Origin of the sequence: Streptomyces zaehneri (assembly GCF_032248645.1) — a bacterium.
Classification (GTDB): domain Bacteria; phylum Actinomycetota; class Actinomycetes; order Streptomycetales; family Streptomycetaceae; genus Streptomyces; species Streptomyces coriariae.
Window position 1 is genome coordinate 198,348 of record NZ_JASTTJ010000015.1, and the last position, 12,872, is coordinate 211,219.

The window sequence follows — 12,872 nt, forward strand, 5'->3', positions numbered from 1 at the left end:
TCACCGCCGGTGACAATGAACGGGTGCGGTACAGAATTCTGGGCGTCACCCAGACAGCGGACGACCAGGGCGACGCCGTACCCGTTCCCGGTGCCAGGCTCCGCGCCCTCCTCACGGCCCTGGCCCTGCGACCCGGCCGGCTCACCGCCCCGGAGACCCTCATCGACGAGGTGTGGGGCGACACCCCGCCCCAGGACGCCCCGGCCGCCCTCCAGGCCCTGATCGGCCGTCTCCGCCGTGCCGTCGGCAAGGACAGCGTCACCTCCGCCCCGGGCGGCTACCGCCTCGCCGCGACCGAGGACGACGTCGACCTCTTCGTCTTCGAACGCCTCGTACGCCAGGGCAATGAAGCGCTGGGCCGAGGTGACGCCCCCACGGCCGCCCGCACCCTGGACGACGCCCTCGCCCTGTGGCGCGGCCCCGCCCTCGCCGACCTCCCCGACCGCACCGCGGCCACCCGCCCCGAGGCACTCCGGATGGAGGCCACCCGCGCGCGTGCCGAGGCGGACCTCCTCCTCGGCCGCGCCCGCGAAGCCGTACCGCGCCTGACCGAACTGGCCGCGGCACACCCGTACGACGAGCCGCTGCACGCCCTCCTCATCCGCGCCCTGCGCGACACCGGCCGCCAAGCCGATGCCCTCGCCGCGTACGAGACCGCCCGCCGCACCCTCGCCGACGGCCTCGGCACCGACCCCGGCCCGCACCTGCGCGCCCTGCACACCGAACTCCTCAACCGCCCGGAACCTGACCACGGCACCGCACCGGCCCACGGCACCGCACCGGCCCAGGGCACCGCACCGGCCCAGGGCACCGCACCGGCCCACGGCGCCCCGTCCGCCCACAGCCCCGGGCCGACTGCGCCGCGTACCCCCCGTGCACCGTTCCGACTCCCCGAGCGCACCGGCAACATCCGTCCGCGACTTACCTCCTTCGTGGGCCGGGAACCCGAACTCGACGCCATCCGTTCCGAAGTGCACAGGGCCCGTCTCGTCACGCTCACCGGACCGGGCGGCTCCGGGAAGACCCGCCTCGCCGAGGAAGCCGCCGCAGGCCTCCCGCAGGCGTGGCTGGCCGAGCTGGCGCCGCTCGACCGGCCGGAGGCGGTGCCGGGCGCGGTGGTCAGTGCCCTCGGTCTGCGCGAGACCGTCCTGATGACCACCGAGCTGGCGTCCCCGCAGGACGACCCGGTCGCCCTGCTCGTCGAGTACTGCGCCCCGCGCAGCCAACTCCTGATCCTTGACAACTGCGAGCACGTCATCGGCGCGGCCGCCGCCCTCGCCGAGACCCTCCTCACCCGCTGCCCCGGGCTCACGATCCTCGCCACCAGCCGTGAACCCCTGGGCATCCCCGGCGAGTCGGTCCGCCCGGTCGAGCCCCTCCTCCCCGACCAGGCGCACCGCCTCTTCACCGAGCGCGCGACCGCCGTCCGCCCCGACGCGGCAGCCGCCCTGCGGGACGAGGAGGCGATCGCGGAGATCTGCCGGCGACTGGACGGACTGCCGCTCGCCATCGAACTGGCCGCCGCCCGGCTCCGGCTGCTCACGCCGCGGCAGATCGCCGACCGCCTCGACGACCGGTTCCGCCTCCTCACCTCCGGCAGCCGCACGGTCCTGCCCCGCCAGCAGACCCTGCGTGCCGTCGTCGACTGGTCGTGGGACCTGCTCGACGAACCGGAGCGCACACTGCTGCGCGAGCTGTCCGTGTTCGCGGGCGGCTGGGACCTGGAGGCGGCGGAAGCCGTGTGCACCGGCCCGGTCGCGGACCTGGTCGGCGCACTCGTCGACAAGTCCCTGGTCGTCGCCGCGCCGTGCGGGCGGGGCGACGGAGGCGGCATGCGCTACCGCATGCTGGAGACGATCCACGAGTACGCCACCGAACGCGCCGCCGAGCTCCCCCGGTGCCGCGCGGAGGCCCGACGGCGCCACCGCGCGTGGGTGCGCGCGCTCGTCGAGCGGGCCGACCCGCTGCTGCGCTCCGCCGGCCAACTCCTCTGGATCTCCCGCCTGGAGACCGAACTGGACAACATCCGCGTGGCCCTCCAGCGCGCGCTCACCTCGGGCGACGAGGACGGGGCCATTGCCCTCTGCCTCGCAACGGGCTGGTTCTGGTGGCTGCGCAACTACCGGCACGAGGGCGCCGAGTGGAGCGACCGGACCCTGCGCCTCGGCGCCGTCCTGGACACCCTCCGGGAGACCGCGCCCGAAGGGCCGCTCACGGTCCCCGCCGACCTCACCGCCCGCATGGCCGACCTGGACCCCGTCGACGCCCTGCTCGCGACACCCGCCGTCACGGAGGAGGCCCACCCCCGGCACGCGCAGCGGATGAACCTGCGCATGCTGAACGTGTTCCTGGTGTCGGAGTCCGAGCCGAAGGACCTCGTGGCGGACCCGCGCTACCAGGAGTACCTGCTCCGCCTGCGCGCCGACTACGAGCCGGGCGGCCCCCGATCGGCGCGGATGCCCGGCCTGCTCTGGCCGCTGACGGCCTTCCAGATGCGGGACATGGTCGACGTCCGGGGGATCCTCGACCGGGCGGTCGCCAACTGCCGCCTCCACGGCGGCGACTGGGAGCTCGGCTGCGCCCTGATGTTCCGCACCCACATGGTCGTCGACTCACCCGGCGGACTGCACGGCGTGGACGAGGACCTGGCGGAGCTGCGCGTGCTCAGCCTGCGCGTCGGCGACCGCTGGATGCGGGCCCAGGTGTGCGGCGCGGCCGGCGAGGCGGAGATGGCGCGCGGCCGTTTCGTGGAGGCGGAGCGGGAGTACCGCGAGGCGCTTCGGCTCGCCTACGAGGTCGGGGCGTACGCCGAGTCGCCGTTCCTCATGGCCAGGCTCGCGGAGATCGCCTACCGCTCGGGCGACGTCGAGGGCGCCCTGACCGCGCTGGACGAGGCGAACAGCGCCGCCGACCGCTACGGCGTGCCCGACGTGCGGGCGTTCGTCCTCCTGCTGCGCTCCCACATCGCGCTGTACGAGGGAGAGGTGGCCCAGGCGCGCGTGCTCTGCGACAAGGTCCGCGTGGCGGCCGCAACGGGCACCCCGCCGCCCCAGTTCGTGGCGGCGCTGAACATGCTCGACGCGGATCTCACCGCCGCCGAGTCCGGCCCGGCGCACGGCCTGCCGATGCTCGCCGACACCCTGCGCCAGGCGGTGGCCGACCAGTGCGCCGAGGCGGTCACGTCGTCGATCCTGGACAGCGCGGCGCACCTGCTGACCCAGCTCGGGGACCACCCGCGCGCGACCCGTCTCCTGGCGGCCGCCGAGGCCCTTCTCGGCCCCCACCCGCGTCCCGCCCCGCAGTACGCCCGAGCCGAGCAGGCCGACGCCGCTGCCCGCGACGCCCTGGGCGCCGAGCGTTACGCGGCCGAGCGAGCCCTGGGCACGCCCCTGACGGTGACCGACGCCCTGCGTGAGCTCACGGACGGCGTACGCGACCATCCGGCCGGACCGTCGGCCGCGACCGCGCAGGCACCTACGAGCAGGTGAAACCGGAGTCCGCCCAGTCCGCGAGCGCCACCGAGTCGAGGCCGCCGTGCGGCTCGACCACCAGACGCACGGTGCTGCGGCCGGTGAGATCCACATGGACGGGCACGGCCGGGTCGCCGCCCTTGATCACCCCGGACGTCCAGACCCGGCGCCCGTCGGCGTAGACGGCGAAGGAGACCTTGCCGAGCTTCGTCGTCAGGTCGTCGACGCCGACGAGCGCGTCGTAGGAGGTGCACGTCCGGTTGAGGTCGACGGTGACGGAGGAGTCGCCGTGCACGGTCACCCCGCGCTCGTACCACCGGTCCGCGATGGACAGCCCGTACCGCTGCCACACCCAGCTGCTGCCGCCGAGCCGGATCTCGGGTCCGGTTCCGTCACCGCCGACGTCGAAGGACAGCCCGCTCAGCGGATAGACGGCCGGGGCGGGCGGTGGCGTGGGTGCCGGAGTCGGTGCGGGCGTGGAGGGCGGGGTGGGGGTCGGAGTCGGGACGGGGGTGGGTGTCGGGCTGGGCGTGGCGGCCGGCGTCGGCGTCGGCGTGGGCGTCGGCTCGGGGACGCGGGTCGGGCTAGGGGCGGCCGCCGGGACGATCGCCGGGGGCTCCGGCTCGCGTTCCTTCGTGGGCGTCGGCGTCGGGGCGGGTGCCGGGTCGTCGGGCTGCGCGACCGGCGCCGGCGCGGACGCCGGGGGTCCGGCCTGCGGCTGCTCCGCGGGACCGCCGTGACCGATGAGCGCGAGGGCCACCGCGGCGGCCGCGACCGCGACCACACCGGCCGCGATCCCGGCCTTCACGGGGGCGCCCAGCCCCTCCGAGGCCATCGCTCCGCCACCCGCGCCCGCTCCACTCGAGGAACCGCTCGCCGCGGCCGCGCCCGCGGCGCCCGCCGCCCCCGCACCGGCACCGCCGGCGATGAGCGCCACCGCCTTGGCGTACCCGGCGGCGCCGAACCAGCCGATGACCGCGACCGGCACGACGGCGGGGATGCTGCCGGCGACCTCCTCGATCTGGAGGGCGGCCAGCCGGCACTTGGCGCACTCCTCCAAGTGCTTGCGCAGCCCGCGTTCGGCCCGGGTGCGCAGCCTGCGGCGGGCGTAGGTGCCGAGCTGGTCGGCGTAGCCGGCGCACCTCTCGTCGCTGGTGAGGGTGGCGCTGACATGGGCCTGGAGGTAGGCCTGCTTGAGTCCCTCACGGGCGCGGCTGGCGAGCACGCGCGTGCCGTTGGCGTCGAGGCCGAAGAGCATGGCGACCTCGCTCGGCGACTCGTCCTCGACCTCGGTGTGCCACAGCACGGCCTGCCAGCGCTCGGGCAGCGAGCGGAAGGCCTGCATGGCCATGGACTGCTCGGCCTCGTGCATCGCGCGCACGTCGGCGCCCAGCTCCAGGCCCGCCCCGAAGGAGCCGGCGGACACCGTGTCGTCGGCGGCTTCGGAGGAGCGGGTGGTCTGCGCGGCGAACACCGCGAAGTCGTCGACGAGTTGCTCCCGCTTCGCCGACCGGGTCCAGCCGGCGGCCACCCGCCGGACGCAGGTGAGGAGATAGGCGCGGACCGCGTACTCGGGTCCTGAGCCGCCGCGCACCGCCTGGAGCATGCGGGCGAAGACCTCGGCGGTGAGGTCGTCGGCGGTGTACGCGTCCCGGCAGCAGGTGCGGGCGTAGCGGCGCACGGCGTCGGCGTGCCGCCGGTACAGCTCCTCGTACGCCGCGTCGTCGCCGGAGCGCATCCGTTCGATCAGGTCGGTGTCGGCCGTCGGCAGGTCCCGCGGCGGCAGGACGGCCTCGGGCCGCCGTTCGCGCTGGGCCGGGACGCTGCCCTCGGACGGGTCGTCGAGCGGACGCAGCGGCGGACGGGCCGCCGGACCGCCGCCCGGGCGACCGCCTGTCGGGCCGCCCAGGTGCCCGCTCGCGCGTCCACCCTGGCTCGGCACCTGCGGTGAGGTCAGGCCGTCGGCCCCCGTGTCACCGTCACCGGATGGACCGAGCGAGTCGTCCTCACCGTCACCACTCATTGCGGAAAGCCCCCGCCGCCGGCCCAACCAGTCCTGACCACCGGGTCAGAGTGCCATATTGGCTTTTGTTCAGGACCCCGTGGGACGGGCCGTCCACTCGTCCGTGGGGACCTGACGCAATCCAGTACTAGGTTTCACCCGTTCGGGGAAGATTCAACTGCCTTGCCGTCGGCCGCAGTTGAGCCGCCTGTCGGGAATGCCGCGTAAATCCGGCGCGGTGGACGAGGGCGAGGGGCACACGCCGCCCCCGCCCACCGTCACCCGTTCGAGCCACCGGCCCCGGAAGCCGCCGACGCGGCCTGCCTCGCCCCTCACGAAGAGGGACGCGACCGCAGGCCCTCCAGCAGGATGTCCAGCAGCCGCGCCGAGGCCGCCGCCTGCTGAGCCGGATCCGGCAGCGAGGGCGCCGCCGTCGCGATGACCAGCAGCACGTCCGACACCGACACGTCGGTGCGCAGTTCGCCCGCCTCCCGCGCCCGCTCCACCAGCAGGCCCACGACCTCGAGCAGCGCCGCCGCTCCGGCGTCGTCGACAGCGGCCGTCGTGCCGTCGCCCGCGACGAGCCGCAGTTCACCGCCGCCCGACTGGGTCCGCTGCTGCGGCACCCGTGCCTCGTCGGCGGGAACACCCTCGGCCTCGTCCTCCGAGACGCCGACCCGCAGCACCTGCGGCGGCAGCAACCGGCCGGCGCCGGACGCCACGGACGTCCGCAGGAAGCGCGACAGCGCCGACCACGGCTCGTCCTCCTGGCCGAGCGCGGCCCGCGCCTGATCGGTCAGCCGGGACGTCTCCTCCTCGGCTATCCGCCGCACCAGTACGTCCTTGCTCGGGAAGCGCCGGTACACCGTGCCGACCCCGACCCGCGCACGCCGCGCCACGTCCTCCATCGGCGCGCCGTAACCCAGCTCGCCGAACACCTCGCGTGCCGCCCGCAGTACATGCTCCAGATTGCGCTGTGCGTCCACCCGCAGTGGTGCCGTCCGCGCGCCTTCGCCACGTCCGTTGCCCACCGCCGTACCGACCGCGCCGCCTGGTGAAAGGGCCGACGCGGACGACCAATGCGAATTGTGAGTGTGCATCAATGTTCCCCCGGTAATGACGTCTCCCCCCGGAGACTCTCCCCGCCATCGAAAGTCGGGGGCGTGGAACACAGGGGACGGCCTCCTCAGGCCCACCCGTCGCAGACCCGCAGAGCACTTCCCCCTGACACCCCGTCGACACACGAACATAGTTGAGAGGGAGTCAATTCAGAAGGGGCAGGTTCCGCACGGAGCGCCCCCCGATCGGAGTACGGGCCGTATGCATCCCGATTGCGCCCCTTCTCGCACCCCGCCGCACAGCCGCTGACCTGCGCTCCTGCCCCGCGCTCCGATGTTTCGGCCAACCCTGCGCACGCCCGACTCGCGGTCACACAAATTGTCGGGGCTGTGGACAAACTCCGGCGTCCGGTGCGTCATGGGACGGTGAAGGAACGTGCGCGCATTCTCGTTGTCGGCGGCGGCTACGTCGGGATGTACACGGCCCTGCGGCTCCAGCAGAAGCTGAAACAGGAACTCGGCCGGGGCGAGGCCGAGATCACGGTCGTCACACCCGACCCGTACATGACCTACCAGCCCTTCCTCCCCGAGGCGGCCGCGGGCTCCATCTCCCCCCGGCACGTCGTCGTGCCCCTGCGCCGCGTCCTGCCGCACTGCCGGGTCGTGGTCGGCGAGGTCACCGCCGTCGACCACGCCAAGCGCAGCGCCACCCTCACCACCCTCGCCACCGACGAAGAGGGCGCCGGACCCCAGCAGCTGGCGTACGACGAACTCGTCCTCGCGCCCGGTTCCGTCTCCCGCACACTGCCCATCCCCGGCCTCGCCGACCACGCCATCGGCTTCAAGACCGTCGAGGAGGCCATCGGGCTGCGCAACCACGTCATCGAACAGATGGACATCGCCTCCTCCACGCGCGACCCCGCGATCCGCGACGCCGCCCTCACCTTCGTCTTCGTCGGCGGCGGCTACGCGGGCGTGGAGGCGCTCGGCGAGCTGGAGGACATGGCCCGCTACACCACGCGCTACTACCACAACGTCAAGCCCGAGGACCTGAAGTGGATCCTGGTCGAGGCCTCCGACCGGATCCTGCCGGAGGTCGGCTCCGACCTGGGCCGCTACACGGTCAGCGAACTGCGCCGCCGCAACATCGACGTACGCCTCGACACCCGCCTGGAGTCCTGCGCCGACCGGATCGCCGTCCTCAGCGACGGCGCCCGCTTCCCGACCCGTACGGTCGTGTGGACCGCCGGCGTGAAACCCCACCCGCTCCTCGCGGCCACCGACCTCCCGCTGAACGCACGAGGCCGGCTGAAATGCACCCCCGAGCTGGCTGTCGACGGCGTCACGCACGCGTGGGCGGCCGGAGACGCCGCCGCCGTCCCCGACGTGACGGCCGACGAGCCCGGCAAGGAGACCGCTCCGAACGCCCAGCACGCCGTCCGCCAGGCCAAGGTCCTCGCCGACAACATCGTGCGCTCCCTGCGCGGCCAACCCCCCCTGCCCTACTCCCACAGGTACGTCGGCGCGGTCGCCTCGCTCGGCCTCCACAAGGGCGTCGCCCACGTCTACGGGCGCAAGCTAAAGGGCTACCCGGCCTGGTTCATGCACCGCGCGTACCACCTCAGCCGCGTGCCCACCTTCAACCGCAAAGCACGCGTGCTCGCCGAATGGACCCTCTCCGGGCTCTTCAAACGGGAGATCGTTTCCCTGGGATCCCTCGAACATCCCCGCGCGGAGTTCGAACTCGCTGCCGGTGGAAAGCCTTCTGACGAGTCTTCCGGCGACCCGAAGGGGTCGTCCTGACCGGATCCAGGAACTCCACCGACCGCCCCCACGTCTGACGAATGTCGGCCCGGACGGCGGCCACACTGCCAGACTGCTCCCTGCTCCAGTCCCTCCCGAGCCCTTCCCGGCGGGCCACCACCCGCCCCCCGACCCACGAGGCCGTTCCACGTGCTCCACACCCCGGGTGCTGTAACAATGTGCGGCCACCGCCGCGCGGCCACCGCAGCCCAGGCCGGGCCCGGAGCCGGGCCGCCGACGACTACACGAGGCAAGGATTCGTGAACTTCACGCGCTGGAGCGCCCGGCTCCCCGGAACGCAGCGCCGCGCCGCCGCGCGAGCCGAGCACCCGGTCACCACCACGGACCGGCGGAGCGAAGGCTCCGTACCCGCCGCCCGCGCCGAACGACTCACCGACGAGCCGCCCCCGGTGCCCGCCGTCGACGAGCTCCCGGTCCGTGAGGTCCTCGACCGCGTCCCGGCCCTCGTCGCCCTCGTCCACGGCCCCGACCACCGCCTCGCCTACGTCAACGACGCCTACGCGGCGGCCTTCGGCGTACGCCCCTGCGGCGAACCGGCCTCCGAGGCACTCCCCGAACTCCGCGACCTGGGCCTCATGCCCCTCCTCGACCAGGCCCTGCGCAGCGGCAAGCCCCGCACCCTGAAGTCCCGCAAGGCCCCCGACGGCCGCTCCTACACCTTCACGTGCACCCCGGCCGCCGAGGACAACGGCAAGGGCACCGTCCTGATCTTCGCCACCGACGTCACCGACCACGCCGAAGCCGCCGAACGACTCAGAACCAGCGAACGCCGCCAGCGCGAGACCGCCGTCACCCTCCAGCGCTCCCTCCTCCCCCAGGAGCTCGAAGAACCCGACGACCTGCGCATCGCCGCCACCTACCAGCCCGGCGGCACCGAGGCCGCGGTCGGCGGCGACTGGTACGACGTCATCACCCTCGGCGGCGGCCGCACCGCCCTCGTCATCGGCGACGTCATGGGCCGAGGCGTCCGCGCGGCAGCCGTCATGGGCCAGCTCCGCACCGCGGTCCGGGCGTACGCCCGCCTCGACCTGCCCCCGCACGAGATCCTCCAGCTCCTCGACGGCCTCGCCGCCGAGATCGACGCCAACCAGATCGCCACCTGCGTGTACGCCATCCACGACCCCAACGAGGGCCGACTGGTGTACGCCTCCGCGGGCCATCTGCCCATCCTGGTCCGCGACGACAGCGGCACCGTCCTGCGCGCCGACGAACCCACCGGCCCGCCCCTGGGCACCGGCGGCTGGATGCACGCCTCCGGCTCGATCCCCCTCGGCCCCGGCTCGACGGCCGTCCTCTACACGGACGGCCTGGTCGAGCGCCGGGACGAAGACCTCGACGAGGGCATCGCGTCCCTGGAGCGCGCCCTGTCCGGCGCGACCGGAACCCCCCAGGTCGTCTGCGACCGCCTGGTCCGCTCGGCCGGCGTCACCGCCGACCACGACGACGACGTCGCCGTCCTGGTCCTCCAGCACCCGGCCCGCACCGGCCCCGACGGCGAACTGTTCCGCAACGCGGCCCTGGAACTCCTCGGCGGCGTCGAGGCGGCCCCACGCGCGCGTGCCTTCGCCTCCGGTGTCCTGACCAGCTGGCGCTTCCCGCCCGAACTGCACGACCTCGGCGTCCTCGCCGCCAGCGAACTCGTCGCCAACTCGCTCCAGCACGGCACCCCGCCCATGCGGCTGCGCCTGCGCCGCACCGACCGCCGCCTGATCATCGAGGTCACCGACGGCGACGACCACCTCCCGCGCCGCCGCCGCGCCGAACCGGGCGACGAGTCGGGCCGAGGCATCGCCATCGTCGCCACGATCGCCTCCCACTGGGGCAGCCGCCGCACCCCGGGCGGCGGAAAGGCCGTGTGGTGCGAGTTCGTCCTGCCCAGGCCCGCGGAGTGACGAACGCCGTGACGCGCGGTGCGACAGGCAGCACGCCGCGCCCGGGTCACGGCCACCCGCCGACACGAAAGGCGGCCGCCGCCCTCTCGGACGACGACCGCCTCCCCCACTCGTCTCACGCCTCGGCGGCCACCGGCTCCGCCACCGCGCCACCGCGCGCGACCACCCGCTTCCGCGCCAGCCACGGCTGATCCTGGACGGCGGTCAGCTGCCGCCCCAGCCGCAGCGCCAGGTAGGTGATCCCGAGCGAGAACAGCAGGAACGTCACGATGTACGGCGCGTGCAGCGAGGCCCCCATCGGCCCGCCCACCGCCGGCCCGACAGCCAGCGCGAGCTGCTTCACCAGGGCGAACGCCGAGTTGTACTGTCCCGCCAGTCCGGTCGGCGCCAGATCGGCCACCAGCGGCGCGACCGTCGGCGACAACATCGCCTCACCCAGCCCGAACAGCGCGTACGTCGAGACGAACGCGGCCGTAGCCATCTCCCGACTGCCGTGGCCGAGCCCCGCGTACCCGGCGACGACCCACGCGACGGCCCAGATCAGCCCCACGGCCGCGATCACCCGGGACCTCTTCTGCCGCTCGACGAACTTCAGCACGGCGAACTGCGCGACGACGATCATGGCGGTGTTGGCGGCGAGCGCGGTCCCGAGCGCGGACGTCGAGATCCCGGCGGCCTCGACCCCGTACGCGGCCAGCCCCGATTCGAACTGTCCGTAACAGGCGAAGAACAGCACGAAGCCCAGCACACACAGCTGCACCATGGCCCGGTTGCCGAGCAACCGCCTCCAGCTGCCCCCGGCGGCCTGCGGGGCATCCCCGACCTGCGGAGCGCGCGGCAGCCGCACGGTCGACAGCACCACGGCGAGCAGCAGGAACATCGCCGCCTCGATGGCGAACAGCAGGGTGAACGAGGACACGCGCGTGGTGTCGACGAGATGCCCGCCGATCAGTCCGCCCACGCCGAGCCCGAGGTTCTGAAGGAAGAACTGCGTCGCGAACGCCCGCGACCGGGTCTCCGCGGTCGAGCAGTCCACGATCATCGTGGCCAGCGCCGGCTGCATCACGGCCTGCCCGGCGCCGAGCGCCGCCGCGGCGGTCAGTACGGCGATGGCGTTGCCGGCGAGCCCCAGGCTCAGTGCGCCCAGCGCGGCGGTGACCAGGGCGGCGAGCAGGACCGGCAGTGGACCGCGCCGCACGATCGCCCTACCGGCGAACGGCAGCACGATCAGCGCGGCCACGGCGAAGACGGCGAGGACGAGCCCCGCCGTCACGGCACCCAGTCCCCGCACCTGCGCCACATAGACGTACAGGTAGGGGACGGTGAAGCCGAGCCCGAACGCGCTGAGTGCGTTGCCCACGTGGATCCGGCGCATCGCTGCGCCCCTCGCCCTGGTCACGTTCACCTCTCTCAAGTAGGCGTCGTCGGTACCGGGCCCGAGCAGCGTCAGTACTTCCGCTGCCTCAGTACTTAGTGCCGAAGACTTTGAAGCTAAAGTTCGAAGCTAAACTGTACACCGCGAAGAACTTCAACGCGAACGAGCCCCGTGCGATACTTGCGCCCATGGGCGACACCCCCGGCACGGTCGGCACCGGCAGCGGCGGCGAGCCGACCCTCGAAGAGCAGATCGCGGCCTATCAGCGCGAATTCCAGGACCTCGACCCCCAGGTCGAGAAGATCGTCTCGGCGCTCTCCCGCCTGAACCGCCGGATGAACGTCGCCTATGGCCGCCAGACCGCGGATCTCGGCATCAGCAACGCCGAGTGGGAGGTCCTCAAGGCCCTGGTCCTCTCCGGCGCCCCCTACCGCCTGGGCCCCAGTGATCTGGCCAAGCGCCTCGGCCTGACGCCGGCCGCGATGACCCACCGCATCGACCGCATGCTCGCCGAGGGACTGGTGACCCGTGAGCGGGACGAGTCCAACCGGGTGCGGGTGATCGTCGAGCTGACGCCCGAGGGCCGTGAGAAGTGGCTGGAGGCGATGCGCATGGCGACGGTCTTCGAGGAGGACCTCCTCCAGGACCTCTCCGCGGACGAACGGACGGTCCTGGGCGAAGTCCTGACCAGGCTCCTGCGCCGGGTGGAGCACGCCCAGCCGGACGCCGGCGGTCGGCTCAGCGACCTCGACTGAGCAGCCCACCCCGGTCGGGATAAAAGATCTTGACAGGGGTGGTTGACATCCCCATCCAGGATCCGTAAAGTTCTTCGGGTTGCCGGGGAGCCGTAACGGTTCTTCGACAGCACCTCCGCCGCAGTAGCGGCACCACAAACCACCAGCACGATCTCCCCACGGGGTCGAATTCGGCGTGCCCGAATTCAATTCGATTTGGGGCCGGCAGCCCGATTAGGAACTGCCGAGCGGATCCGCTAAGGTTTGAGACGTCGGAACGGCCCAACAGCCGGGAAGGCAACCCCCTCTGACTGGGAATCAGGCCCGAAAGGATCTGATAGAGTCGGAACCGCCGGAAAGGGAAACGCGAAAGCGAGAACCTGGAAAGCGCCGAGGAAATCGGGTCGAGAAAAGATCTGATAGAGTCGGAAACGCAAGACCGAAGGGAAGCGCCCGGAGGAAAGCCTGAGAGAGTCTCTCGGGTGAGTACAAAGGAAGCGTCCGTTCCTTGAGAACT

Annotated in this window: 7 protein-coding genes; 4 read left to right on the forward strand and 3 right to left on the reverse strand. The window is 72.9% G+C overall.

The genetic code is table 11. The annotated features are described in order from the left end of the window. Positions 1-23: 23 nt before the first annotated feature. Entirely contained in the window at positions 24-3,488 is a 3,465-nt protein-coding gene (locus tag QQM72_RS24655) for an AfsR/SARP family transcriptional regulator (RefSeq protein ID WP_314223025.1), read from the forward strand. Here QQM72_RS24655 and QQM72_RS24660 read toward each other — a convergent pair. Both QQM72_RS24660 and QQM72_RS24665 read right to left on the reverse strand, forming a co-directional pair. Continuing rightward, positions 3,475-5,493, reverse strand: a complete 2,019-nt coding sequence (locus tag QQM72_RS24660) for a sigma-70 family RNA polymerase sigma factor (RefSeq protein ID WP_314223026.1) — start codon at positions 5,491-5,493, stop codon at positions 3,475-3,477. The two genes, QQM72_RS24655 and QQM72_RS24660, sit on opposite strands and share 14 nt — an antisense overlap. Before the next feature lie 311 nt (positions 5,494-5,804). Beyond that, positions 5,805-6,572, reverse strand: coding sequence for a TetR/AcrR family transcriptional regulator (locus QQM72_RS24665; RefSeq protein WP_314223027.1), 768 nt, complete (start codon positions 6,570-6,572; stop codon positions 5,805-5,807). Positions 6,573-6,956: 384 nt separating this feature from the next. On the opposite strand from QQM72_RS24665, the gene QQM72_RS24670 reads away from it, so the two are divergent. Together QQM72_RS24670 and QQM72_RS24675 are read left to right on the forward strand one after the other, a co-directional pair. Further along, positions 6,957-8,333 (forward strand): NAD(P)/FAD-dependent oxidoreductase, encoded by a 1,377-nt coding sequence (locus tag QQM72_RS24670; protein ID WP_314223028.1) that lies wholly within the window; start codon positions 6,957-6,959, stop codon positions 8,331-8,333. A 260-nt stretch (positions 8,334-8,593) separates the two neighbouring features. Further along, entirely contained in the window at positions 8,594-10,246 is a 1,653-nt protein-coding gene (locus tag QQM72_RS24675) for an ATP-binding SpoIIE family protein phosphatase (RefSeq protein WP_314223029.1), read from the forward strand. 115 nt (positions 10,247-10,361) lie between these two features. Here QQM72_RS24675 and QQM72_RS24680 read toward each other — a convergent pair whose 3' ends face one another. Continuing rightward, positions 10,362-11,621: an MFS transporter gene (locus tag QQM72_RS24680; RefSeq protein WP_314223030.1), complete on the reverse strand. Its 1,260-nt coding sequence runs from the start codon at positions 11,619-11,621 to the stop codon at positions 10,362-10,364. Positions 11,622-11,809: 188 nt separating this feature from the next. Between QQM72_RS24680 and QQM72_RS24685 the strand changes: the two genes are divergently transcribed. Continuing rightward, on the forward strand, positions 11,810-12,376 hold the full coding sequence (locus QQM72_RS24685; RefSeq protein WP_020665696.1) for a MarR family winged helix-turn-helix transcriptional regulator: 567 nt from the start codon (positions 11,810-11,812) through the stop codon (positions 12,374-12,376). Positions 12,377-12,872 lie beyond the last annotated feature (496 nt).

Coding starts and splice junctions, on each gene's coding strand:
- QQM72_RS24665 (WP_314223027.1), bottom strand. CDS start 6,572: ATGCACACTCACAATTCGCATTGGTCGTCCGCGTCGGCCCTTTCACCA.
- QQM72_RS24680 (WP_314223030.1), bottom strand. CDS start 11,621: ATGCGCCGGATCCACGTGGGCAACGCACTCAGCGCGTTCGGGCTCGGC.
- QQM72_RS24660 (WP_314223026.1), bottom strand. CDS start 5,493: ATGAGTGGTGACGGTGAGGACGACTCGCTCGGTCCATCCGGTGACGGT.
- QQM72_RS24685 (WP_020665696.1), top strand. CDS start 11,810: ATGGGCGACACCCCCGGCACGGTCGGCACCGGCAGCGGCGGCGAGCCG.